The organism is Achromobacter sp. 2789STDY5608615 (assembly GCF_001298995.1).
Classification (GTDB): domain Bacteria; phylum Pseudomonadota; class Gammaproteobacteria; order Burkholderiales; family Burkholderiaceae_B; genus Achromobacter; species Achromobacter insuavis.
The window spans coordinates 1,736-25,604 of sequence record NZ_CYTY01000034.1 but is presented as its reverse complement, the minus strand read 5'-3'; the positions used below and the strand labels follow the sequence as shown (position 1 = coordinate 25,604).

Below are 23,869 nucleotides of genomic sequence, written 5' to 3'. Positions count from 1 at the left end.
ATTCCGTGATGTGTGGATTTTTAACCTATTTATCCGCCAGGCGAGCCTCGGTATCTTCAATGCCGTTCCCGTTCCCTTGTGATGCCGTCTATGCCATCGACCGTTACCCCGCCGCCCGTCGCGGCCCGCAAGATCCTGATCCTGATCGCCGTGTGCCTGGCGTGCGCGGCCATGCCGTTCGCCTTCACCGGCCCCGCCATCGCGCTGCCGTCGATCGCGCGCCACCTGGGCGGCAGCCCGGAGGCGCTGAACTGGATCACCAACGCCTTCATGCTGGTGTTCGGCAGCACGCTGCTGGTGGCCGGCGCGCTGGCCGACCGCTACGGCCGCCGCCGCGTGTTCCTGGCGGGCGCCGCGATCTTCATCGCCGCCTCCATCGGCCTGGTCTATGCGCCCGGCATCGCCGCCTTCGACCTGCTGCGCGCGGCGCAGGGCCTCGGCGGCGCGGCGATCTTCTCGGGCGGCGCGGCCGCGCTGGCGCAGGAGTTCGATGGGGCCGGCCGCATGCGCGCCTTCAGCCTGCTGGGCGCCAGCTTCGGCGCCGGCCTGTCGTTCGGACCGATCGCCTCGGCGCTGCTGATCGAGCGCTTCGGCTGGCGCAGCATCTTCCTGCTGGTGATCGCGCTGGCGGTCCTCGCGTTCGCGCTGGGCGCGCGCGGCCTGCGCGAATCGCGCGACCCCGCGGCCGGGCGCCTGGACTGGCCGGGCGCGGCCACCTTCAGCGCCGCCCTGGCGTTGCTGACCTGGGGCATCATGCGGGCGCCGCAAAGCGGCTGGGTTGATCCGTTCACGCTGGCGATGCTGGCGGCGGCGGTGGCGCTGTTCGCCGTGTTCGGCCTGATCGAATTGCGCGCGGCGCGGCCGATGCTGGACCTGACGCTGTTCCGCTACCCGCGTTTCCTGGGCGTGCAGCTGCTGGCGGCCGCGCCGGCCTATGCCTTCGTGGTGCTGTTGATCCTGCTGCCGGTGCGCTTCATCGCCGTCGACGGCCTGGGCGAGATCGAGGCCGGCCGCATGATGATCGCGCTGTCCGCGCCCCTGCTGCTGTTGCCGATCGTGGCCGGCCAGCTGACGCGCTGGCTGGCGCCGGCGTGGATCTGCGGCGCCGGGCTGCTGCTGGCGGCCGCCGGCCTGGCCTGGCTCAGCCTGGCGATGACGGCGGGGCCGGTGGCGGCGCTGGTCGGCCCGATGCTGCTGATCGGCGTCGGCATCAGCCTGCCCTGGGGCCTGATGGACGGCCTGGCCGTCAGCGTGGTGCCGGTGGAACGCGCCGGCATGGCCACCGGCATCTTCAGCACCACCCGGGTGGCGGGCGAGGGCGTGGCGCTGGCCGTGGTCAGCGCGATGCTGACGGCATTGACCACCCGCCATCTGGCCGCGGCCCTGCCGGGCGCCGCGCCCCAGGCGGGGCAGGCCGCGCAGCGGCTGGTCGCGGGCGATGTCGACGCGGTGGCGGCGATCCTGCCCGGCGTTGGCCGCGCGGCTCTTGCGCAGGCCTCCGCGGGCGCCTTCGCCACGCTGTTGTGGATCCTGGCGGCGATCACGCTGCTGACCGCGCTGGTGGTGTGCCTGTTCCTGGGCCGGCCCGAGACGCGCGCGGCGGCCCCGGCGACGGCGGCGCGGGCCTGAGGCCCGGGGCGCTTTCTAGCCCAGCCGCATCGACAGTTCCACATCGTCGCCGAACGGCGTCGACAGGTAGCCCGAGGCCGGCGAGCGCACCCGCGCCAGGTATTCGGGGCAATAGTCGGCGTTGTCCGCCACGATCAGCGCGCCGGGGCGCAGGCGGCTTTCCAGCAGGGCCAGCACGTCCGAATACAGCGCCTTGGCGCCATCGAGCAGCACCAGGTCGATGCGCTCGGGCAGGCCGGCCGCCAGCGTCTGCAAGGCGTCGCCCTGGCGCAGTTCCACCAGGTCGGCCAGCCCGGCCTCGGCCAGGTGTTCGCCGGCCCGCACCACCTTCGTCGGTTCGAACTCGGTGGTGATCAGCCGGCCGCCGCCGTTGTCGCGCAGCGCCGCCGCCAGGTGCAGCGTCGAGATGCCGAACGAGGTGCCGAATTCGACGATGGACCGCGCCTGCGTGCTGCGCGCCAGCATGTAGAGCAGCGTGCCGGTCTCGGGCGACACGGCCAGCGGCAGGTCCTTCATGCGGCCGTAGAAGTCGCGGTAGTCGGTCTTGCTGCGCATCAGCCGCGTCTGTTCGGCGTCGGACATGTTGGCCAGCGCCGGGTCGGCCCGGGACCACGAGGCGTCGGCGTGGGTGAACAGGCGGTCGAGCAGGGCGACCAGGGGAGGGGAAGTCAGGGTATTGGCCATGAGGCGGTTTTCCAGTAGCAATTGTGGGTTTAGAATACGACGGATTCGTCGCATTTCTCTATTCGCATTTCCCGAGCCGCCATGACCACACGCCGCAGCACCCGGCTTTCCGAGAGAAAACAGCCGCAGCAGAGCCGTTCGGCCGAGCTGGTCGCGGCCATCCTGCAGGCCGGGGCTCAGGTTTTGGCCCAGGAAGGCGCCACGCGCTTCACCACCGCCCGGGTCGCCGACAAGGCCGGCGTCAGCATCGGTTCGCTCTACCAGTACTTCCCCAACAAGGCCGCCATCCTGTACCGGCTGCAGACGCAGGAATGGCAGCAGACGTCCGACCTGTTGCGGCGCCTGCTCGAAGACACTCGCCACACGCCGCCCCGGCGGCTGCGCAACCTGGTGCACGTTTTCGTGCGCTCGGAATGCGAAGAAGCCGTGATGCGCGTGGCCCTGAACGACGCCGCGCCGCTCTACCGCGATGCGCCCGAGGCGCGCGCCACCAAGGAAGCGGGCGGCCGCATCGTGCTCGCCTTTCTCGTCGAGGCCTTGCCCCAGGCCAGCGACGCCACCCGCGCGCTGGCCGGCGATCTCATCACCCACACGCTCAGCGCCGTCGGCAAGCAGTTCTCGGAAAGCCCGCGCACCGAGGCCGAGATCGAGGCCTACGCGGACGCGCTGGCCGACATGCTGTGCGCCTATCTCGACAGCCTGGCGGGCGGCCCCGAGGCGACGCGCCGGCGGGCCCGCAAGTCGTCCGCCACGCCTTCCCCCTGACGCCTTTCTCCTGGATTGCCTGATTCCATGCCTGATTCCCTTCCCGTTGCGCTGGTGACCGGTTCCACCTCCGGCATCGGCGCCGCCATCGCCCGGCGCCTGTCACGCGATGGCTATGCCGTGGTCCTGCATTCGCGCCAGTCGGCCGAGGCGGGCCGGGCGCTGGCCGCCGAGCTGGGCTCGGCGGTGTACGTGCAGGCCGATCTGGCCGTCGATGCCGACCGCGTCCGCCTGGTGCGCGAAGCGGTGGCGGCGTGGGGGCGGCTGGACGTGCTGGTCAACAACGCCGGCATCAGCCGCGTGATTGCGCACGCCGACCTGGCCGCGGCCACGCCCGCGGTCTGGCACGAGATGCACGAGGTCAACGTGGTCGCGCCGTTCCGCCTGGTGGCCGAGGCGCAGGCGGCGCTGTCGGCGGCGGCGGCGCGCGGCCGGCCGGGCTGCGTGGTCAACGTCAGCTCGCATGCGGGCGTGCGGCCCAAGGGCGCCTCGATTCCGTACGCGGCCGCCAAGGCGGCGCTGAACCACGTGACGCGCCTGCTGGCGGTGTCGCTGGCGCCGGACATCCGCGTCAACGCGGTGGCGCCGGGGCTGGTGGACACGCCGCTGACGCAGGACTGGACCCAGGCGCAGCAACTGTGGCGCGAACGCGCGCCGATGCGCCGCGCCGCGCAGCCGGACGACATCGCCCAGGCGGTGGCGTGGCTGGCGCAGTCCGACTACCTGACGGGCGAGATCCTGCTGTCGGACGGCGGCCTGAACCTGACCTAGGGCCTGTCCACACGACAAGCGCATTGCCCAGCGCGGTCACGCATCGGCGCCGGGCGGCGTCACGCCCGGCACGCCGCGCCGGATGTTGCGCGAGTACTGCGCCGGGTCCCGGGTGGCGCGGGCCCGTTCGGTGTAGCGGCCGGCGTCGCGGTAGGCCTGCACGCTGGTCGCGCCCTCCAGGGCGCCGAGCCGGTACAGGTAGTCCGGCAGATAGCCCGACAGCAGCAGGCGGTAATCCAGCGGCAGGCCGGGCACGATCTTGTCGGCCAGCCGGTACACGATGGTGATGCAGTTGGCCGTCAGCGTGTTGTAGAAGCGCGGCTGGCGCCGCAGGCGCGTGGCCGTGTCCACGTACGACAGCAGCAGCTTGCGCGGCGCGCCGGCCGGCATGTGGATGCGGTACAGGTAGCCGTCCTCGCCGCGCACATTGGTGCGCACCCGCAGGCTGTCTTCCTCGGCCGAGGCCAGCACCGACAATTCGTACTGGCGGAAGAAGCCGCCAATCTCCGAGAAGGTGTCGTTGCGCTTGCGCCGGATCTCCACCGAGAACACCACGTATTGGCCGTCGGTGAAGCCGAACGACACCAGCGCATGCGCGATCGCCGGCCGGCCCCAATACGACAGCGCCAGGTCCACCGAGGCCAGCTTCGACAGATCGTAGCGGCGCGTCTCCCAGCGCGCGTCGAAGTCGCTGCGCGAGCGCCAGTCGAAGTTGCGCACGTTGTGCAGCGTCAGGCGGTCGCCGTCCACCTCGCCATAGGTGGTGCGGGCCACCTCGGGCATCCAGTCGCGGTCGTTGGATGGCCGCATGCCCCAGATCCACCAGGCCAGCAGGATCAGCAGCATCGCCCCGAACACGACTGCCGGCAGCCGATGGCCCCAGGCCAGCCCGGCCAGCGCGGCCGCGGCCAGCAGCAGCCAGGCCAGCGGCGCCAGCGCGCGCGCGCCGCCGCGAGCGGGCGACTGGAACCACAGCGCCAGCGCGCCCCACGCGGCGCCGGCCACGGTCATGACCGCCAGCAGCGCCGTCATGACTGGGTCTGGGCGTTGCGCGCGACCGCCTCGCGGTCCTGGCGGCGCCAGCTGGCGCGCAGCGCCGCGATCTGGCGGATCGCCGCCTGCGACATCTTCCACCAGCCGAAGGGCCGCGGGTCCGCCAGCATGCTGAGCGCGCGCGAGTAGTCCAGCGTCAGGCCGGGGGTCCAGGCCATGGTCAGGGCGCGCTTGCGGATCTGCGCCGCCACCCACAGTTCCGGGGTGAACAGCAGCCGCCACAGCACGGCCCAGCCGGCGCCGGGCCCGTGCAGGCGGCCAACCACGCCGTCCAGCGCCGCCTCCAGCGCGGCCGAGACCGAGCTGGAACAGTTGCGGTGGGTGAGGTTGTAGATCTCGGTCTTGCGGTAGTCGTCCCAGAAGGCGCGCAGCCTGGCCGCGTCGTAGTTGCGGATGCGCACCTGCATGGTCGACGGGCACCAGGCCTGCGATTCGGTGGCGTAATCGGGTTGATAGATGCCCGGCACGTTGTTCTCGGCGGTGGCGCGCAGCAACGCGCCGAATTGTTCGGGCGAGCGGTCGATTTCCTGGGCCGGGTACAGGCTGATGTAGACGCCGTCGGGGGATTCGAGCGCGGCATGGCCGGTGGAGATGACGCCGTTGCTGTCCACGGCGGCGATGTAGCGGTCGACCACCGGATAGTTGCGCGTCTCGGTCCTGGCCGAGCCCGACGGCGTCCACACATGCACGGTCAGGGCGCGCTCGCCGGCTTGCGGCGGGCCGTCAAACACCTTCTGCGCGGGGCCATCCACGCGCGTCGGCATGAAGGCGGGGTCGGGATTGTTGGCCAGCGCCGGATTGGCGTCCAGGTTGCGCACGCGGCGCGCCAGCCACAGCAGCTTCAGGCCCGAGATCGCCAGGAACAGGCCGATGCAGTACGGCACCGTGCCGACGTAATGGGTGGGATAGGGTTGGAAGAAGAAGATCGCCAGCAGCACCTCGGCCACGCCCGAGGCGAACACCACGCGCCAGCGCGGGTAGCGCACCACGTAGGCGGCGATGCACTGGATCAGGCCGTCCACCAGGAACAGCAGCCCGAAGATCATCGACAGCACGAAATGGCCGTGATGCTGGCCCGCCAGCACCAGGGCGCCGGCCAGCAGCACGAACACGCCCTTGGTGTAGCGCAGCACCCGCTGGCCGCCGACGCCGGACGTGGCGGTGGCCAGCGTGGCGATGCCTTCGATGACCAGCAGCGCGGCGAAGAAGTCCAGCGGGAAGTAGAGCGCGTTGTCCAGCGCGTCGATGAAGACGAACGCGCCGGCCGCCAGCATCAGCCAGCCGCCGATCATCAGGGCGCGGGCCCGCTTGTGCAGATAGTCGACGCCAAGCAGCAGCAAGACCAGGTGGCTCATGGGGGCGGAATCTCCATGCAGGGGCGCGGCGCCATGGGTGGCGGCTGTCGCATGCAGGGTACCGCGAGCGCGGCCCGGGCGTCGAGTCCGGGTCCGCGCCGGCGCGGGCCGCCTCAGGCCATGGCGGGAATCACCCGCGGGCGCAGCGTGGCCAGCACCCAGTAGACGCCGCCGCCGATCATCACGCCGAAGAACCAGCCATAGGTGGCCCACCACGCCGGCAGCAAATCCGTGAAGTTGGGCAGGATGGTCGAGAACACGCTGCCGATGCCGGTGGCGATCAGCGCGTTGACGTTCCAGCCGCCCTGGTAGCGGTACTCGCCGTGCTCGTCGTACAGCGCCGCGACATTGATGCGGCCCTTGGCCACCAGGTAATAGTCCACCAGGATGATGCCCAGCAGCGGCCCCATGGTGGCGCCGATGGCGTTGACGAAGTGCGCCGCGCCGCCTTCCCACGGCGCGAACGGATACAGCACCAGCGCGATCAACGCCGCGATGTAGCCGCCGCGCTTGAAGTCGATGCGCTTGGGGAACACGTTCGAGATATCGAACGCGGCCGACACGAAGTTCGCCACCACGTTGATGCCCAGCGTGGCCACCGCGAAGGTCAGGGCGGCCAGCAGCGCCAGCACCCAGCTGTCGAACTTGGTGGAGATCTGCTCGGGGTGCAGCAGCACTTCGCCATAGACCTTGTAGGCGGCGATGGTGGTGACGCCCGCCACCAGCGAGAAGGCCACCAGGTTCACCGGCAGGCCCCACAGGTTGCCGCGCTTGACCGCCTGCTTGTCGCGGGCATAGCGCGAGAAATCGCAGAAGTTCAGGTACAGCGCGGCGAAGTAGGTGATCCAGGTCGCGCCCACCGCCATCAGCGCCCAGAAGCTGCCCGGCGCGCCGTTCACGCCCGCGTCGCGCGTCTTGTCGAGCAGCACGTCCATCGGAATGCCGTGGTCCAGGCTGAAGCCGCCGGCCTTCACGCACAGCCCCACCGCCAGCACCAGCATGGCGATCCACACCGCCGGGCCGGCCCAGTCCTGGAACCGGCGCACGGTTTCCATGCCTTTCTGGATGATGAGCAGCTGCAGCGCCCAGATGCCGACATAACAGATCAGCTCCAGCCCCGAATGCCCCAGCCAGTGCGTGTTCTGGTGGAACGCCAGCAGGCTGTCGTTGCGCACCAGCAGCGCCACGATGGCGCCCGAGGCCGCCGCCGTCTGCGCGCCGTACCAGAAGCACGCCACCACCGCGCGCACCAGCGCCGCCAGATTGGCGCCCCAGATGCCGAACGAGGCGCGCGCCAGCACGGGGTAGGGCACGCCGGTCTTCTCGCCGGCATAGCCCATCAGGTTCATGAGGAAGAAGATCACCAGCGAGCTCAGGCCGATGGCGATCAGGAAGTTGACGAAGCTGCCGCACAGCAGGAACAGGCTGGCGGCCAGGTAGTAGCCCCACAGGCTGTGCACGTCCGAGGTCCAGACGTTGAAGATGCTGAAGGCGCCCCAGCGGCGTTCTTTCGTGGGGGCCAGGTCCTCGTTGTAGAGACCGGGCGACGGATTTCGGATATCGATGGCGAGCTCCCTGACCCAGGTGTGGGCATGGCCGTAAAGGAAGCCGGGCGGACCAATTACAGCAGCAACACTTGGACGGAGCCTGGCGCGTACTATGGTGTGCAAAGAGTGTATACAACCTTTGCGCCAATACGCCCCTGGGGTTTTCCCTTCCGGGAAGGGGGCCTGCCTGCGCAGGCCCCGGCGGCCGTCAGCCCCGCACCGCGCCCCGCAGCCACTGGCTGGCCAGGTCGAGCACGATGTGCGCCTGCTCGCGGTGCGGCACGTGGCCGCAGTTTTCCAGCAGCGCCTGTTTGCCCCCGGTCAGGCGGGCGATGATCTCGGGGTGCGCGGCCGAACCGTACTCGTCCGCTTCGCCATGCAGCGCCAGCACCGGGCAGGCGATCTGGCGCAGCGTGTCGTTGAGGTTCCAGTCGGCGAAGGCGGGCGACAGCCAGGTGTCGACCCAGGCGCTCAGGACCCAGGCGGCCTTGTCGCCGTGATATTTCTTCAGGCGGTCCAGCTGGCCGGGCTCGGCGAAGTTGCGCTGCGCCGCGCGGATGCCGTCGAGCGTGCGGTCTTCGGCGAAGGTCTGCGCGGATTCAGTGATCAGCGCGCGGCAGTCGTCGGGATGGGCCGCCGCGCAGCAGATGCCCATGCCGCCGCCGACGCTGTGGCCGAAGGCGATGAAGGGGCCGATGTCGAGCGCCTGGCGCAGCGCCTGGAAGCCGTCGCGGGCCTCGGCCTCGACAAAGCCGGTGGCCAGCGTGGCGGGGTTGGGATCGGCGCGGCCGAACCCGAGCCGGTCGTAGGCGATGACGCTGCGCCCGGTCGCCTCGGCCAGCTGTTCGGGGAAATCGCGCCACAGCTCGACGCAGCCCAGCGAATCATGCAGCAGCACAATCGGCGCCTTGCCCGCGTCCTGGCCCGCCGGGTCCCAGCGCCGCGCGAAGAGGCGGCCTTGCGGGGTGGGCACATGGACATCCTGGCGGGCAATCGACGACATGGGAGGGATCCTGGCAAGCAAAAAGGCGCCGTGGCGCCGTTCGAGGGAATCCCGGGATTATAGGAAACCGCCCGCGCTATTCCTCGGCGGTCCACTCGACCTGCACGCCCAGGCTGCGCAGGTTCTCGACGAAGCGCGGGTGGGCGCGGCGGATCGGGGTGGCGTTGCGGATCTCGGAGCGCCCCTCGATGCTGCTGGCGATCATGAACAGCGCGATCGCCACGCGGATGATGTAGGGGCTTTCGACCACCGCCGGCGTCAGCGGATTGCCGCCGAAGGTGATGACGCGGTGCGGGTCCGACGAGAACACGTGGGCGCCGAACTTGGACAGCTCGCCGGTCCAGCCCAGCGCGCCGTCGTAGACCTTGTTCCAGAACATCGCGTTGCCCTGGGCGCACACGCCCAGCGCGATGAAGATCGGCAGCAGGTCCACCGGAAAATACGGCCAGGGCGCGGCTTCGACCTTGGTCAGCACGTTGCTGGTGAAGGGCGTCTGCACCTTCAGCGGGCCATCGCGCAGCGCGCGCGACCAGCCGTTCTCGTGCACGATCTTCACGCCGAACTTGGCGAAGGTGCGGTCGATCAGCGGGAAGTTCGACGGCGTGCTGTTGCGCACCACCACGTCGCCGCCAGTGATCGCGCCCAGCGCCAGGAAGGTGGTGATCTCGTGGAAGTCTTCCTCGAAGGTGAACTCGCCGCCGCGCAGCGTGGCGCCGCCGCGCACCGTCAGGCGCGAGGTGCCGATGCCGTCGATGTCGGCGCCCATCATCGTCATGAAGCGGCAGAACTCCTGCACGTGCGGCTCGGACGCGGCATTGGTCAGCGTCGATTCGCCGGCCGCGGCGGCCGCGCACAGCACGAAGTTCTCGGTGGTGGTGACCGAGGCGTAGTCCAGCCAGTGATGGGTTGGCTTGAGCGGGCCGGCGCTGCGCACCAGCAGCGAACCGCTGGCGCGTTCGACCTCGCCGCCGAACGAACGGAAGATGTCGACGTGCGGATCGATCTCGCGCACGCCCAGCGTGCAGCCCTTGACGTTGTCCTCCAGCCGCGCCACGCCGAAGCGCGCCAGCAGCGGCGACACCAGCATGATGGACGAGCGCATCTCTTCCGGCAGGCGGTGGCGCGCGGCGTCGAAGGCGGTGTCGCGGTGGTGCAGGTCCAGCGTGCGGGTGGTTTCGTCCAGCCGCACCTCGCTGCCCAGGGTGCGGAAGATGTCGAGGATCTTGCGCACGTCGGTGATGTCGGGCACGCCGTGCAGCCGCAGCGGCTGGTCGGTCAGCAGCGTGGCGCACAGGATCGGCAGCACCGCGTTCTTGTTGGCCGACGGGATGACGCGGCCGCGCAGGGGCGTGCCGCCGTGGACGATGAGATTGGACATGGGTGAGGAGCTTGGACGACCGGTAGGGGAAAACGCGAGGGAAATTGTACCGGGCCGGCCTGGGCGGCGCCCGGGCGGCAGGCGGCAAATGGTGTCAGACTGCAAGACGGTGCATCGCCTTGCGACCAGGTCCCGGCCGCGGCCCGCAAGCGCGCCAGACCCAAATCGGCCTGAACGCCAGCGCCTGGCCGCCGCGCCACCGCCCGCGCGGAAATCCCAGCCCGAAAATTTCAGGCTGAATTAAGCGATTCCCATTATGATTCGCAGGCTGCCATGGCATTCCCGCCGTGGCGCCGTAAGCGTTCACGTCATCCAACGCGCCTTCGGACCGCCTTGCCGCGGCCGGGCGCGCCTGCGTGAACGCGGGGTCGGGCCCCGTCGCCGCAGGCGCTCCCTCCTTCGGGACCGCTACACATCATGACCCCCACTGCTTCCCAAACCACCACTGCCCAGGCCACGCCGCCGCCGGATGCGCGCCGCCTGTACTTCACCGCCTTGCTGGTGGCCGCCGCGTTCTTCATGGAGAACCTGGACGGCACCGTCATCACCACCGCCGTGCCGGCCATGGCCCAGGACTTCGGCGTGCTGCCGGTGGACCTGAACCTGGGCGTCAGCGCCTATCTGCTGACCCTGGGCATCTTCATTCCCATCAGCGGCTGGATGGCCGACCGCCACGGCGCGCGCCGCGTGTTCTGCAGCGCGCTGGTGATCTTCACGCTGGCCTCGCTCGGTTGCGGCATGGTCAACGACCTCTGGTCCTTCATCGCGCTGCGGGTGCTGCAGGGCGTGGGCGGCGCGATGATGGTGCCGGTCGGCCGCCTGGTCGTGCTGCGCAACACGCCCAAGCACGAACTGATCCGCGCCATGTCGATCCTGACCTGGCCGGCGCTGGTGGCGCCGGTGCTGGGGCCGCCCGTCGGCGGCTTCATCACCACCTACGCCTCGTGGCGCTGGATCTTCTACCTCAACCTGCCGCTGGGCCTGGCCGCGCTGGCCGCCGCCTGGGTGCTGATCCCGAGCGACCGCGCCGCCGAACGGCGTCCGTTCGACTGGGCCGGCTTCCTGTGGATCGGCGGCGGCCTGTCGAGCCTGCTGTGGGCGCTGGAACTGTTCGGCGGCGCCACGCCGGCCTGGGACCGCATCGGCCTGTGGCTGGCGGCCAGCGTCGCGCTGCTGGCGCTGGGCGTGCGCCACCTGCGCCGCCACGCGCATCCCATGCTGACCCTCACGCCGCTGAAGATCCGCGCCTACGCGGCCAACTTCTGGGGCGGTTCGCTGTTCCGCATGTCGGTCGGCGCGGTGCCGTTCCTGCTGCCGCTGATGTTCCAGGTCGGCTACGGCATGGATGCGTTCCGCGCCGGCCTGCTGGTGATCGCGGTGTTCGCCGGCAACCTGACGATGAAGCTGTTCACCACGCCGGTGCTGCGCCGCTTCGGCTTCCGGCCCACGCTGGTGGGCAATGGCATCCTCAACACCGCGGCGCTGACCGCGTGCGCGCTGATCGGCCCCGACATGCCGGTGGCGTTGACCGCGCTGCTGCTGTTCATCGGCGGCATGTCGCGCTCGATGCAGTTCACCGCGCTCAATACCCTGGCGTTCTCCGAGATGCCGCAGCCGCAGATGAGCGCGGCCAACACCTTGTTCTCCACCATGTCGCAACTGGCGCTGGGGATGGGCGTGGCGCTGGGCGCCATCGCCATCCGCATCGGCGAATGGAGCGTGCCGCTGCTGGGCCTGGAGGGCGCGCCGGGCGCGGCCTATCGCCTGGCGTTCCTGGTGGTGGGGCTGGTGTCGCTGATCGGCATGCTGGATATCTTCCTGCTGCCGCGCGGCGTCGGCGAGGACGTGGCGCGCAGCCGTCCGGCTTGATGCGCCAGGCGCGGCGGCTCGTGGCCGTCGCGCCGCCCGGCGGCGCGCGTGTCAGCCGGCGCGCGGCAGTAGCCCGTCCGGGCCGAACGCCAGGCGGGCGAAACGCTCGCCGATGCGGCGATGCGCCGCGCCGTCCGGGTGCAGTTGGTCCGGCAACGGCAGGTCGGCAAAATCGGCCTCGCCGTACAGTGCCAGGCCATCCAGGTAGCGCAGGTTCGGATCGCTGGCCGCGCGCTGCGCCGCGATGCGCCGCAATTCGTCGCGGATCAGCGTCAAGGTCAGCTTGCCTGCGCGGCGCTCGGCCGGATCGCCGGTCGCGAGAAACGACACCTTGCCCGCCGCCAGCGCGTCCATGTCGAACGCGCCGGGGCCGGGCGTGTCCTCGTGGATCGGGCAGAACAGCGGCGACACCAGCAGCAGCGGCGTGTCGGGATGACCGTCGCGGATCGTGTCCAGAAAGCCGTGCACCGCCGGCCCGAAGGCGCGCAGCCGCATCAGGTCGGCGTTGACCACGTTGATGCCCAGCTTCAGGCTGATCAGGTCCGCGGGCGTGTCGCGGATCGTGCGCGCCATGAACGGATCGAGCAGGGCGCTGCCGCCAAAACCGAGGTTGACCAGTTCGACGCCGCCCAGGCTTGCCGCCAGCGCCGGCCAGATCGCCGTCGGACTGTCGCCGTTGGAGCCGTGGCTGATGGAACTGCCGTGATGCAGCCACACCGGCCGGCCGTCGTCATCGACCGGGTCGATGGGCGCATTGGCGCGCAGCGCGGCCAGCGCCGTGGTCTCGTTGTGCGGCAGCCAGATCTCGATCCGCTTGGCCTGGCCGGGCAGGCCGTCGAACCGCAGCGTGGCGACGGGGCCGCGCTGGTGCGCGCGGGCGCCGGTCGCCATGTCGATCGTCACCACGTCGCCGCCATCGGCGCTGGCCTGGCCGGCCAGCCGGCCGTCGATGCGCAGGTCGTAGAGACCGAGCGGACGCGGCGGCACGCCGGTGTAGGCGTAGCGCGTCGGCACGGTGTCCAGCTCGATCGCGGTGGCGCGGGTCTGGAACACCAGCCGCACGCCCGAGGGTTGCGCTTCGACCATGGCCAGCTGCGGGTCTGGGCATTGCGCCCGGGCCCAGGCGGGCAGGCGATGCGGCAGGAGGCCGCGCGCGGTGGCTTCGAGTTCGAGGGCGCCGCGCACCAGCGCGGGAACGATGGCGGTGGTCGTCCAATCGGACGTCGGGGTGGTCATGCGGTATGGGTCCAGCGGTACGGGTCCGGCAAAGGAAGGGTCAGGCGCGCGGCGCGGCGAGACGGAACTTGCGCAGCATGACCGCGCCGCCGATCGTCAGCGCCAGGCCGCCACCCAGGTAGGGCAGGCCGAAGATCAGCAGCCAGAAGAACAGCGCCGTGTTGGCGTCGCGCGCGTCGGCCGATCCGGCGGGATGCCCGCCCAGGTCCATTCCCGGCAGGGCGGCCAGCAGCGTCAGCAGCAGCGTCACGCCCAGCACCAGGCAGCCCCATGCAATGCGGCGCCGGTTGTCGGCCACGCGCAGCAGCGCCGCCGCCACCACCACCGCCACCACGAGGCACAGCACACTGCCTGTGATCAACATGCGGTCCAGCGCCACCGGGTCGAGCGGCGCGCCGGGCTGGTCCAGCCCGAAGGCCATCTGCAGCAGTGAGTTGATGACGCCGTAGGCGGCGCGGCCGATGAGCAGGCCGAAACCGACGCTGGCCAGCCACTTGATCACGGTGGTATTCATTCTCGGGATATCCTGTGGGTTGCCTGATCGTTAAAGAATACGCCAACTGGAGCCTGCGTCCGATGTCCGAGCATCACCAGTTCATCTTCCCGCGTTACCCGCATCGGGCCCCGCCCGACTGGCGCGGGCTCGAGGCCAGGTTGCTGGCCGACGGTTATCTGCTGGCGCCGCGTGGCGCGCGGGTGCCGCGCGCCGAACTGTTCAATCTGGGCATGCGGCTGGCCGGCCTCAAGGAAGGCTCGTTCCAGTACCGCGACGGCATGCGCACCCCTGGCGACGTGATCGCGCTGTACCGGGATGCCGGCCATCTGCCCGCCGCCATGCCGGTGCGGCATGACGACACCGTGCAGGAGACGCTGGAACTGCTGGCCCGCCACGGCATCACGCCGGATGCGCGTTTCCTCGACGACGAGAGCAGTACCTGGCGCAGCCCCTATTACTGCCTGGGGCCGGCGGCGCGTGACTGCCTGGGCGCCGACCTGCGCGCGCAATACGACGCGGACCCGGCCGCCTTCGGCGCGCTGCTGCTGGCGTATGACCGCCCCGAACCCTACGTGGCCGCTGGCGAAAACCTGTCGCCGCCGACCTTGCCGGACTCGGATGAACCGCTCGAAGCCTTGCCGCCGATCGGCACCTACCTCGATCTGCTGGGCGCGGCCTACGAAGACCCGGCCGTGCAATGGCGCAATCCCGATGACGGGCGCGACTACCATCTGTTCGACCTGGATTGGCAATACAGCCTGGCGCTGGGCTACCGCATGATCCGCACCGACTGTCTGGATCGGGACAGCGCCGAAGCGCTGGCGCGGGTGGTGGCCGGCATCGCCGATCAGCCGATGGCGTGCAGCCACCGGCATCTGTGATCCGGCCGCTTGTCGATCAATAGTAGATGTCAACGTAGTCGGTCAGGCCGCCGCACGCTTCCATCTGCTGCAGGCGCCAGTACTTGCGCTTGCCGGTGGCGCGGAACTCGTAATCGCCGGTGCGTTCGCAACGGCGGCCCTTGTCCGGCGCGTCCAGGATCAGGATGGTGCCGCGGAAGGTGAAGCGGTCGGCCGAGATCGACAGCACCTGGCCGTTGATCGACACCGAACCCTTGTCGGTGGCGTGACCGCCTTCCAGGCGCACCACGTCGTTCTCGTCCACGGCCTTCAGCTTGCCGCGCGCGTCGGTCCACAACCATTGCACGCTGACGCCGCTGTTGTGCAGCAGGCGCTCGTAAGCGGCCTGGTCCTTGATCTCGGTTTTCTGCCCGCCCTGGGCTTGCGCCTGCGCCGGCGCCTGGTTCTGCGTCGAACCGCGCGGCGGCAAGCGGCCGTCGTTCTGCGCGGGCTGCTGGGTCTGCATCTGCGTCTGGCCTTGCGATTGGGCCGCGGGGCCGCCGCGCGGGGGCAGGTCGCCCGCCAGCGTGGCGGAGGTCGCGGTGGCCAGGGCCAGCAGGCCGGCTATCCGTTTCTTGCCGGCCGAGGCCGGGGCGCGATCTTGGTTCTTGTGCATGATGGTCGAGAAGAAAGGGAAGGGGAAAGCGCACTGCCGCCGGCGCGCGCGGGGCGGCGCCGTCAACTGGGGACGTAACTTAGCACGCGGCCGCGACGGGGTAATTGCGATTTCCGTCTTGTGTATCCAATCGTTAATAGCATCGCCGCGGGCGGCGCCTGGACCCGCGATCGCGCCCCTTCAGGGCTTGGCGTAGTGGTTCTTCTCGTACTTCGGACGGGCCTGGAAATTCTTCAGCGCGTAGGCCAGGAATTCGGCCTTGCTGATGCGGCCGTCGCCGTCCGTGTCCATCGCGGTGATCTGCTCGGGCGTGGCTTCCTGCAGCAGCGGGCTGCGGGTGAGATAGCCGTCGGCATTGACGTCCTGCTTGTTGAACGCGGCTTCCATGCGGGTCAGGTATTCCTGTTCGCTCATGGGGCCGAGGTTGCCGGGCTCGATGGCGGCGTCGGGCGCGGCCGGCGGCGTGGCCGGCGGTGTGGCCGGTTTCGCGGGCGCGGTTTTCGCGGGCGTGGCCGGGCTCGCGGCAGCATCGGCCGCCGCCATGGCGTTGGCGGCAATGCTGGTCAGCAGCAGGGCCGCGATCAGGCTGCCCATCCGGGTGGCGTGTTTCATGGTTTTCCTTGTTATTCGAAATGCCGCGCGGCCTGTCCGGCGGAGCGCACAGGGCATTGCCATGGCCGCGCGCGGCCCATTTTGCCTGAATCGGCAAGGCGCGTGCCGGATACAATCTTTCGGTTACCAATCGCGCCATTCATACAAAAAGAGGATCGGCGATGCGGACACTCGTAGTCGGCGCCAGCGGCGCGACCGGACGGCTGCTGGTCGCGCAATTGCTCGACCGCGGGCAAGCGGTCAGGGCCATCGTGCGCGCGCCCGACGCGCTGCGGCGCCATCATGGCGACAGCCGCCTGACCTTGATTCAGGCCGGCGTGCTGGACCTGGATGACGCCGATCTGGCGCGCCATGCGGCAGACTGCGCGGCGGTGGCGTCGTGCCTGGGCCACACCCCGACGCTCAAGGGCATCTACGGCGCGCCGCGCCGCCTGGTGACCGATGCCGTGCGCCGCCTGTGCGGCGCCATCGCGGCCAACCGGCCGCCGCAACCGGTCCGCTTCGTGCTGATGAACACCGCCGGCAACCGCAACCGCGACCTGCGCGAGCCGCTGTCGCTGGCCCAGCGCGGCGTGGTCGGCCTGGTGCGCGCGCTGGTGCCGCCGCATGCCGACAACGAGCAGGCCGCGGACTACCTGCGCACCGCCATCGGCCAGGGCCACGCGGCCGTGCAATGGGCGGTGGTGCGTCCCGACAGCCTGCGCGATCGCGATGCCGTCAGCGCCTACGAGGCGCATCCCTCGCCCATCCGCAGCGCCATCTTCGATGCGGGCCACGTCAGCCGCATCAACGTGGCCCACTTCATGGCCGAGCTGGCCACGGGCGGCGCGGCGTGGGCGCGCTGGCGCGGGCAGATGCCGGTGCTCTACGACAGCGAGACGCGGCAGGCCGCCTGAACGGCGCGGCTATTGCGGCAGCAGCCGCATGCCGGTGCGCTTGACGAACTCGTCATAGCCGATCGGCGGGCCGGCCTTGGTGCTGGCGCTGTTGGCCTGCCAATGGACCCACGAGCGCCCGGTGGTGGCGTCGTACACGACCTTGTAGAGATAGGTCGGCACCGCGACGCCGGCGCCGATGGTCTTGGGCCGCTCGGTGTACACCGGTCCGGTGAAGACATATACATCGCCCGAGGCGCGCATCACGTATTGGCGCGTGTCCTGCTCGATGCGGCTCCAGGGGCCGGCGTTGTGCTTCTGGTCCTGCGGCACCATGTTGGCCAGCGAAAAGCTCTGCGCCATCGCATCCGGCGTGGCCATGTCGCCGGCCGGCGCCATGTGGCCGCGCGAGAAGCCCGAGCCGCGGTAGTCGTCCAGCTCGGCGCGTTCGGCGCGCGGCACGCGCGCCTCGGCGTAGAACTTGTCGGTGCGGTGCAGGCCCTTGGCCTGCGCCAGGTTCTGGCGGTTCAGGCGTTCGGCCACGAACACCGGCGTCTTGGTCTGGCCGTTGTGCAGGATGGCGAACGAGGAAAAACAGACCTCGCGCAATTGCTGGCCGGCGGGCACCGCCGGCGGCCGCGCGTTGGGGAAGAACTGCGGACATTCCGTGAACGCGGTCTGCACCAGCGCCGCGTTGGGCGCGGGCAGCGCCACCGGCGCCGTGCGTTCCTGCCCCGGCCAGCCCAGGTGCGACAGGGCATCGCCCACCGACGCCGGTATCTTCCACTGCGGGTGGAGCACGTAGGTGGCGGCGCCGAAGCTCGCCAGCGACGTGACGATCAACGCCCGCAGGAAACGCGGGATCCGTCCGGCGGAGCGGGCGGCGGTTCGGGAGGAGGGGCTTCTCTTTCTGGGAGCGGGTTTCTTCGCGCGGGTCATACTACCTGGGGGCTGCGGACCGGCCGCCCAGAGCAGCCGATCAATGTGACCCCGGATTGTAGATGAGTGGCGGATTTGTCACGCTGTGGCGCGAATGCGCGGCCGGCGGGCCGATGTCGCACTCAAGCGGCCGCACCCGCCGCCGCCCGTGCCATCAGGCCGGCAAGGCGTCGCGCATGATCGCGACGGTCCAGTCCACGAAGGTCCTGACCGCCGCCGTGGCCCGCGCCTGCGGATAGACGATCGAGATCGGCACCGGCGCGCAGCGCGCCTGCGCCAGCACTTCGCGCAGGCGGCCGCTGCGCAGGTAGATCGACGCCGCCACCTCCGACAGCTGGATCAGGCCCAGTCCCTCCAGGCCGCAGTGCAGGTAGGCCTCGGTCTCGTTGACCGAATAGCGGCCGGGCAACGCCAGCGCGATGTCCTCGCCGTCGACCCGGAAGCGCCAGTCCAACGGCCGGCCGCTGGCGTTGGACAGGTAGTTGACGATGCGGTGGCTTTGCAGTGCCGCCACCGAGTCCGGTTCCCCGAACTGCTTCAGGTAGGCTGGCGCCGCGCAGGTCAGCCACGCCAGCCGCCCGAGCGGGCGCGCCACCAGCGTCGAATCGGCCAGCGGGCCGCTGCGGATGGCGCAGTCGATGCCTTCGTACACCAGGTCCGCGGGCCGGTCGCTCAGCCCCAGCGCCACCTCGATGTCCGGATAGCGCGCCTCGAACTCGCGCAGCCGTGGCACCACCAGCGCGCGGCCGATGACGCCCGGCATGTCCACCCGCACCCGGCCGCGCGGCGCCTGCGTGGTGGCGGCCATGTCGTGTTCGGCCTCGGCGATGTCGGCCAGGATGGCCTGGCACGACGCGAAGTAGCGCGCGCCGGCGTCGGTCAGGCTCAGGCTGCGGGTGCTGCGCCGCAGGAGCGGCGTGCCCAGGTGCGCCTCCAGGTTCTTGATCGTGGTGGTCACCGACGAGCGCGGCATCGCCAGCGTTTCGGCGGCCTTGCTGAAGCTCTGCGCCTGCACCACGCGCACGAACGTCGCCATTGCTTGAAGTTTGTCCATGGACGGGAGCCTTGGGGAATGCGCTGGAGAAGGGGAATGTTAAGCGGTTCGCGCGGTGGGCGGATCGGCCTCGATACGGGCCGGCTCGGGTAGGGGCGCGACGGGTTCGCGCAGCGCGCGTTGTGAATTCAGGCGCGCCGAACAATGGGCGCGGGGCGCGCTCCTACACTGCCCGCATGCCGGCAGCGCGGACGTTGGCGGCGTGTCAGCCACCGTCGTCCGCGGTGCCTTCCCTGAATCATTTCCCCGGAGTTTCCATGTTGAATCACAATGCCATCCTGGTCCTGGGCGCGGGCCAGCTCGGCATGGCCATGCTGCGCGGCCTGGCGCGCCGCGCCGCGGGCGATGCCGGCGTGTCCCTGTCGGTGCTGTTGCGGCCGGCGGGGCCGCGCTCCGACGATCCGCGCAAGCAGCGCGACCTGGCCGAGCTGCGGGCCCTGGGCGTGCGCATTGTCGAAGGCGACCTGGTTGCCCAATCGACCGCTGAACTGGCCGCCACATTCGGCCGCTTCGATACCGTGATCTCGTGCACCGGTTTTGTCGGCGGCCCGGGCGTGCAGCGCAAGATCGCGCAGGCCGCGCTGGCCGGCGGCGTCGGGCGCTTCGTGCCCTGGCAGTTCGGCGTCGACTACGACGCCATCGGCCGCGGCAGCCCGCAGGACCTGTTCGACGAACAGCTCGACGTGCGCGACATGCTGCGGGCGCAGCGCGCCACCGAATGGATCATCGTCTCCACCGGCATGTTCACCAGCTTCCTGTTCGAGCCGTCGTTCGGCGTGGTCGATCTGGCCGGCCGCCGCGTCAACGCGCTGGGCGGCTGGGACACCGCCGTCACCGTCACCACCGCCGAAGACATCGGCGAACTGACCGCCGAGATCCTGTGGGCCGAGCCGCGCATCGCCAACCAGGCCGTCCATGTCGCCGGCGACACCGTGACCTACGGCGAACTGGCCGAGCGCGTGGCGCGCGAGCTGGACATCGAGATCGCGCGCCATGTCTGGGCCGTGCCGGAACTGGAACGGCAGCTGGCCGCCGCGCCGGAGGACGGCATGCGCAAATACCGCGCCGTGTTCGCGCAAGGGCGGGGCGTGGCTTGGGAACCGGCGCGCACGTTCAATGCGCAGCGCGGCATCGCGGTGCATGGGCTGACGCAGTGGATTCGGGATAACCGGCCGGCATTGCGCCAGGCCGCCGGCGCGCAAGGCGCATAGCCGCCAGGTCCTCGATCCGGATCGCCTCGCGGGCCGCGGGCGCGGCTGTCAGTCCTCGTCGGGCTGCGCCTGCCGCGTCTCGAATTCCTCGCGGTTGTGCAGCGCGAAGTACAGCACGTCGCTCCACGCCAGGCCCAGCACGTAGTCCGTATTGCCGGTGCGGCTCCCGTCGAAACCGTCGTCCAGGCGCAGGCCATGGAAGGCGTCCAGCGGCGGCTCGCCCCGTTCGGCGGTGGCCGCCAGCAGTTGGCGCCCGGCCTCGGCGGGATCCGCCGGCAGCGCATCGAGCGCCGCGCCGGCCTGGCGGCAGCGCGCGATTTCCTTTTCCGCGTTGGCCTTGAGCGCGGCCTCTTCGGATTCCATCATCAGTTCCAGCTCGATGGTCTCCAGCAGCAGGTATTCATTGCGGTGCGCTTCGAGAAAGACCAGGGTTTCGTCCAGCGCTTCCAGCAGCCGCGTCACGGACGTCGGGCCGCGGCCCCGCGCCGCGGGCTTGGCCGCGCCGGCCGGCGCCGCGTCGTCCGAGGAGAACAGGCGCTTGAGCTTGCCCAGCAGCGAGGCGGGTTCCGGCGTGGCCGGCGTCGCGGGCGCGGCCGTCGGCGCGGCGGCGGGCGTGGCCAGCGCGGTCCGCACGATCTCGGCAAAGCGTTTCACCCGCGCCAGGCCCGGCTCGAACGTGCTGCTGATGGCGGGCAGCCGGGTGCGCTGGTCCGGTTCTTCGTCCTCCAGTCCATCCGAGATCAGCGAGGCGCACAGCTGTGGATCGCCCGACATCAATAGCCGGTACATGAACGGCACCGCGTAGGGCCATTCGGACAAGCCGGAAATCGTCTCCGGGCGGTCGGTGAAGTGGGTGGGGCGGTTGCTCAGGCTGTAGAGGTAGGAACGATTTGCCATGGCGATCGGGGCCTCGGAAAGGGGAGTGGAATGCCGGCGCGAGCCGCCAGGCGGCCGGCAACGACAGGCACAGCGACAACGTGCGGTATTGAACCGCAGCCGGGGGCGCGCGCCATTGCAGGCTGACACCTTTTGCCACGAAGTATTTCCACGGCCCGCGTGTTGGAAGTGCCGCTGGGCGCATCGGTTCTGAACCGGCGGGCCTGCCGCAACGCTGCGTGGCGGCAGGCAATACCGGGGCTTATCCATCGCGAGGCAAGGGCGGGATTCGGCGCTCAGGCTTTCCATAATAGTGAGATCGATTCCTGTTCGCACGTTGTATTGATGGATAAAGCCTGATGAACCCCAGTCCCGCCTTTCCTTTTTGCCGCGCATCGCATCTGCCCTGGATCCTGTTGGGGCTGGGCCTGTCCACGGCCGCCGGGGCGCAATCGGCCGCGTCGGTGCGGCAGCTGCCCGCGGTGACGGTGAAGGGCGCCGACGCCGAGGAAACGGCGACCGGTCCCGTGCATGGTTTCGTGGCCAGGCGCGCGGCCACGGCCACCAAGACCGACACGGCCGTGCTCGACACGCCGCAGTCGATCACCGTCATCACCCAGGATCGCATCACGCTGCAGGGCGCGCAGTCGGTGCAGCAGGCCGCCGGCTACACCGCGGGCGTGAGCACCGCCGACTCTTTCGGCGCCGACAACCGCAGCGACTGGATCAAGATCCGAGGCGCCGAGTCCACCCAGTACCTGGATGGCCTGCTCAACGCGGTGGGGTTCTACAACAACACGCGGCCCGATCCTTATGCGCTCGAACGCATCGAAATCCTGCGCGGGCCCTCGGGCATGCTGTACGGCCAGGCGTCCAGCAGCGGCATCGTGAACCTGGTCAGCAAGCGGCCGCAACCCGATGCGACGCGCGAGATCGGTGTCAGCGTCGGCAGCCACGACCGCAAGCAGATCCAGGCGGATCTCACGGGTCCGCTCAATGCCGACGGCACATGGCTGTACCGCCTGGTGGCGCTGGGACGCGACAGCGGCAGCGCGGTCCGGCACGTGCCCGACGACCGTTATTTCGTGGCGCCATCGCTCACCTGGCGGCCCAGTGGCGCCACCTCGTTGACGCTGCTGGCCAACTTCCAGCGCGACAACAGCGGCACCATGGTCGGCTTTTTCCCCTGGCGCGGCACGCGCACCGACAAGCCCGGCGGGCGCATCCCGCAGGACTTCTTCGTCAGCGAGCCGGATTTCGACAGATATCGCACCCGGCAGCAGGCCGTGGGATATCAGTTCGAGCATGCATTCAACGACCGGGTCACCTTGCGGCAAAACCTGCGCTATTCGCACAGTGACGCCGATTACCGCAGTATCTACACCACCGGCTTCAACGGCGCGGGACACGGATGGGTGCCCGGCAGCGACACGTTGCTGCGCCGGGTGGTCTACATGAACCAGCCCACCTTGAAGCAACTGGCGATCGACAATCAGCTCCAGTTCAAACTCCAGACCGGCGCGGTCCGCCACCTGGCGCTGGCCGGCATCGACTATCAGCGCTCCACCCTCGAGGCCCACAAAGGCATCGGCGGGCTGGCGGCGCCGATCGACGTGTATAACCCCGTGTACGGCAACTTCACGCCACCCACGAGCCTGCGCCACATGCCGACCTCGCACGAGAACCAGATCGGCTTCTACGCACAGGACCAGCTCGAATGGGAAAGATGGCTGGTGATGCTGGGGCTGCGCTACGACCGTTCGCGCAGCGCGGTGGACGACACGCCGTCGGGCAGCCGTGACGACAGCGAACTGACCCGCCGTTTCGGCCTGATGTACCGCTCGGCCGCCGGTTTCAACCCTTACCTCAGCTATGCCGAGTCGTTCCAGGGGCAGGCCGGTTTCAATCGCGCCAACCAGGCCTTCAAGCCGCTACGCGGCAAGCAGTGGGAAACCGGCGTCAAGGTCCAGCCGTCTGGCGACAACCTGACCATCACGGCGAGCCTGTTCGACATGACCGAAACGAACCGCAAGGTGGCGGGCGTGGTGAACGGCGTGGCCGACACGGTCCAGGTGGGCCAGGCGCGCACGCGCGGCGCCGAACTGGAGGCGCTGGCTTCGGTGGCCGGCTTCGACGTCGTCGCCACCTGGACGCTGCTGAACGCCAGGGTCGCCCGGGGCGTTCCCGCCGAACAAGGCCGGCAACTGGCCAGGATGCCCCGCCATATGGCGTCGCTCTGGGCCAACCATCGCTTCCGCCTCCTGGGCGCGCCGGGATTCCTGGCGGGCGCGGGGGTGCGCTACACCGGCGGCAGCGACGATGGCACCGGCCACAACAATGTGCCCGCCGTCACGGTGTACGACGCGATGCTGGCCTACGACGCGGGGCCGATGCGCGTGGCGCTGAACGTCACCAACCTGTTCGACAAGCAGTATGTCGGCAGCTGCATCGCCCGCGGCGACTGCTTCTTCGGCACCCGCCGCAGCGTGGTCGGCAGCGTGACCTATCGTTTTTGATCTTTGTAAATAGGGACTTATCATTCCGGAACCGTCGCGTTCGTCACAGTTTCGCGACCGATTTCCCCTAGAATTGCGACTGCCGCCGCAATTCCCTGGCGTGCCTCATTTCCCGATAAGAGATGCACGTCGATCTCCTTACCCTGTACTTCATCACCATTGGAACGCTGCTGGCCAGTGCCGGCCTGACGTTCTGGGAACATCGGACCCATCCCAACCGCAGCCGTTCGCTGGGCATCCTGGCGGCCGGCTTCGCGACGTTGGCGGTCGGCTGTAGCAGCGTCCTGTTCCGCGCCGACCTGCCCGCCGGGCTGGGCTCGCCGGTCAGCAATCTCATCATCCTCGGCGGCTATCTGCTGGTGCTGAACAGCGTCGCCTCGCTCAGCGGGCGCAGCTACCGCGGCCGCTCGCTGGCGCTGCTGGCCGTCATGGCGCTGGTCTGGCTGGGCGCCGGCCGGGATGGCCAGGACGTGGTCTGGAAATAC

Annotated in this window: 21 protein-coding genes and 1 pseudogene; 9 read left to right on the top strand and 13 right to left on the bottom strand. The window is 69.8% G+C overall.

The features are described 5' to 3' along the window. The first annotated feature begins 90 nt into the window (after window positions 1-90). Window positions 91-1,629 (top strand): MFS transporter, encoded by a 1,539-nt coding sequence (locus AOZ49_RS24120; RefSeq protein WP_054478198.1) that lies wholly within the window; start codon window positions 91-93, stop codon window positions 1,627-1,629. A gap of 15 nt (window positions 1,630-1,644) precedes the next feature. Here AOZ49_RS24120 and AOZ49_RS24115 read toward each other — a convergent pair whose 3' ends face one another. After that, on the bottom strand, window positions 1,645-2,313 hold the full coding sequence (locus tag AOZ49_RS24115) for an O-methyltransferase (RefSeq protein WP_054478196.1): 669 nt from the start codon (window positions 2,311-2,313) through the stop codon (window positions 1,645-1,647). Between the two features lie 81 nt (window positions 2,314-2,394). Here AOZ49_RS24115 and AOZ49_RS24110 point away from each other — a divergent pair, with 81 nt between their 5' ends. Then, entirely contained in the window at window positions 2,395-3,078 is a 684-nt protein-coding gene (locus AOZ49_RS24110) for a TetR/AcrR family transcriptional regulator (protein ID WP_054478191.1), read from the top strand. Window positions 3,079-3,105: 27 nt separating this feature from the next. Continuing rightward, complete coding sequence (locus AOZ49_RS24105; protein ID WP_054429788.1) at window positions 3,106-3,849, top strand: SDR family NAD(P)-dependent oxidoreductase; 744 nt, start codon at window positions 3,106-3,108, stop codon at window positions 3,847-3,849. Between the two features lie 36 nt (window positions 3,850-3,885). On the opposite strand, the gene AOZ49_RS24100 is transcribed toward AOZ49_RS24105, so the two are convergent. The 5 genes from AOZ49_RS24100 to AOZ49_RS24080 form a co-directional block, all read right to left on the bottom strand. After that, the gene (locus AOZ49_RS24100; RefSeq protein WP_054478189.1) at window positions 3,886-4,881 is read right to left on the bottom strand and encodes an Lnb N-terminal periplasmic domain-containing protein; all 996 of its coding nucleotides are present in this window, start codon (window positions 4,879-4,881) and stop codon (window positions 3,886-3,888) included. After that, complete coding sequence (locus tag AOZ49_RS24095; protein WP_054478187.1) at window positions 4,878-6,257, bottom strand: HdeD family acid-resistance protein; 1,380 nt, start codon at window positions 6,255-6,257, stop codon at window positions 4,878-4,880. Before AOZ49_RS24095 ends, AOZ49_RS24100 begins: the two co-directional genes overlap by 4 nt. A gap of 113 nt (window positions 6,258-6,370) precedes the next feature. After that, complete coding sequence (locus AOZ49_RS24090; protein WP_054430320.1) at window positions 6,371-7,822, bottom strand: NCS1 family nucleobase:cation symporter-1; 1,452 nt, start codon at window positions 7,820-7,822, stop codon at window positions 6,371-6,373. Window positions 7,823-8,012: 190 nt separating this feature from the next. Continuing rightward, on the bottom strand, window positions 8,013-8,807 hold the full coding sequence (locus tag AOZ49_RS24085) for an alpha/beta fold hydrolase (RefSeq protein WP_054478184.1): 795 nt from the start codon (window positions 8,805-8,807) through the stop codon (window positions 8,013-8,015). Window positions 8,808-8,883: 76 nt separating this feature from the next. Then, a complete protein-coding gene (locus AOZ49_RS24080) occupies window positions 8,884-10,185 on the bottom strand; it encodes a UDP-N-acetylglucosamine 1-carboxyvinyltransferase (protein ID WP_054478182.1) in 1,302 nt (433 codons plus the stop codon). A 417-nt stretch (window positions 10,186-10,602) separates the two neighbouring features. Here AOZ49_RS24080 and AOZ49_RS24075 point away from each other — a divergent pair, with 417 nt between their 5' ends. Beyond that, window positions 10,603-12,054 carry an MFS transporter gene (locus AOZ49_RS24075; protein ID WP_156349993.1) on the top strand — a complete coding sequence of 484 codons (1,452 nt, stop codon included), beginning with the start codon at window positions 10,603-10,605 and terminating at the stop codon, window positions 12,052-12,054. Between the two features lie 51 nt (window positions 12,055-12,105). On the opposite strand, the gene AOZ49_RS24070 is transcribed toward AOZ49_RS24075, so the two are convergent. Then, window positions 12,106-13,290: a GDSL-type esterase/lipase family protein gene (locus AOZ49_RS24070; RefSeq protein ID WP_054478180.1), complete on the bottom strand. Its 1,185-nt coding sequence runs from the start codon at window positions 13,288-13,290 to the stop codon at window positions 12,106-12,108. 40 nt (window positions 13,291-13,330) lie between these two features. Then, on the bottom strand, window positions 13,331-13,804 hold the full coding sequence (locus tag AOZ49_RS24065; protein ID WP_054478178.1) for a hypothetical protein: 474 nt from the start codon (window positions 13,802-13,804) through the stop codon (window positions 13,331-13,333). A gap of 62 nt (window positions 13,805-13,866) precedes the next feature. On the opposite strand from AOZ49_RS24065, the gene AOZ49_RS24060 reads away from it, so the two are divergent. Next, window positions 13,867-14,667, top strand: a complete 801-nt coding sequence (locus AOZ49_RS24060; RefSeq protein ID WP_054478177.1) for a hypothetical protein — start codon at window positions 13,867-13,869, stop codon at window positions 14,665-14,667. Between the two features lie 16 nt (window positions 14,668-14,683). On the opposite strand, the gene AOZ49_RS24055 is transcribed toward AOZ49_RS24060, so the two are convergent. Continuing rightward, a complete protein-coding gene (locus AOZ49_RS24055; protein WP_054478176.1) occupies window positions 14,684-15,301 on the bottom strand; it encodes a hypothetical protein in 618 nt (205 codons plus the stop codon). Window positions 15,302-15,481: 180 nt separating this feature from the next. Further along, on the bottom strand, window positions 15,482-15,913 hold the full coding sequence (locus tag AOZ49_RS24050) for an EF-hand domain-containing protein (RefSeq protein WP_231689751.1): 432 nt from the start codon (window positions 15,911-15,913) through the stop codon (window positions 15,482-15,484). 161 nt (window positions 15,914-16,074) lie between these two features. Here AOZ49_RS24050 and AOZ49_RS24045 point away from each other — a divergent pair, with 161 nt between their 5' ends. Further along, the gene (locus AOZ49_RS24045; RefSeq protein WP_054478175.1) at window positions 16,075-16,809 is read left to right on the top strand and encodes an NAD(P)-dependent oxidoreductase; all 735 of its coding nucleotides are present in this window, start codon (window positions 16,075-16,077) and stop codon (window positions 16,807-16,809) included. Window positions 16,810-16,818: 9 nt separating this feature from the next. Here AOZ49_RS24045 and AOZ49_RS24040 read toward each other — a convergent pair whose 3' ends face one another. Both AOZ49_RS24040 and AOZ49_RS24035 read right to left on the bottom strand, forming a co-directional pair. Further along, window positions 16,819-17,727: a DNA/RNA non-specific endonuclease gene (locus AOZ49_RS24040; RefSeq protein ID WP_180180238.1), complete on the bottom strand. Its 909-nt coding sequence runs from the start codon at window positions 17,725-17,727 to the stop codon at window positions 16,819-16,821. Window positions 17,728-17,881: 154 nt separating this feature from the next. Continuing rightward, window positions 17,882-18,781, bottom strand: a complete 900-nt coding sequence (locus AOZ49_RS24035; protein ID WP_054429778.1) for a LysR family transcriptional regulator — start codon at window positions 18,779-18,781, stop codon at window positions 17,882-17,884. Window positions 18,782-19,038: 257 nt separating this feature from the next. Between AOZ49_RS24035 and AOZ49_RS24030 the strand changes: the two genes are divergently transcribed. Then, window positions 19,039-19,992, top strand: a complete 954-nt coding sequence (locus AOZ49_RS24030; protein WP_054478173.1) for an aromatic alcohol reductase — start codon at window positions 19,039-19,041, stop codon at window positions 19,990-19,992. A 48-nt stretch (window positions 19,993-20,040) separates the two neighbouring features. Here AOZ49_RS24030 and AOZ49_RS24025 read toward each other — a convergent pair whose 3' ends face one another. Continuing rightward, window positions 20,041-20,889, bottom strand: coding sequence for a DUF7822 domain-containing protein (locus AOZ49_RS24025; protein WP_054478172.1), 849 nt, complete (start codon window positions 20,887-20,889; stop codon window positions 20,041-20,043). A 338-nt stretch (window positions 20,890-21,227) separates the two neighbouring features. On the opposite strand from AOZ49_RS24025, the gene AOZ49_RS24020 reads away from it, so the two are divergent. Both AOZ49_RS24020 and AOZ49_RS33075 read left to right on the top strand, forming a co-directional pair. Continuing rightward, window positions 21,228-23,384: a TonB-dependent siderophore receptor gene (locus AOZ49_RS24020; RefSeq protein WP_231690431.1), complete on the top strand. Its 2,157-nt coding sequence runs from the start codon at window positions 21,228-21,230 to the stop codon at window positions 23,382-23,384. A 122-nt stretch (window positions 23,385-23,506) separates the two neighbouring features. Beyond that, window positions 23,507-23,869: pseudogene (locus AOZ49_RS33075) on the top strand (GGDEF domain-containing protein); the annotation flags it as partial.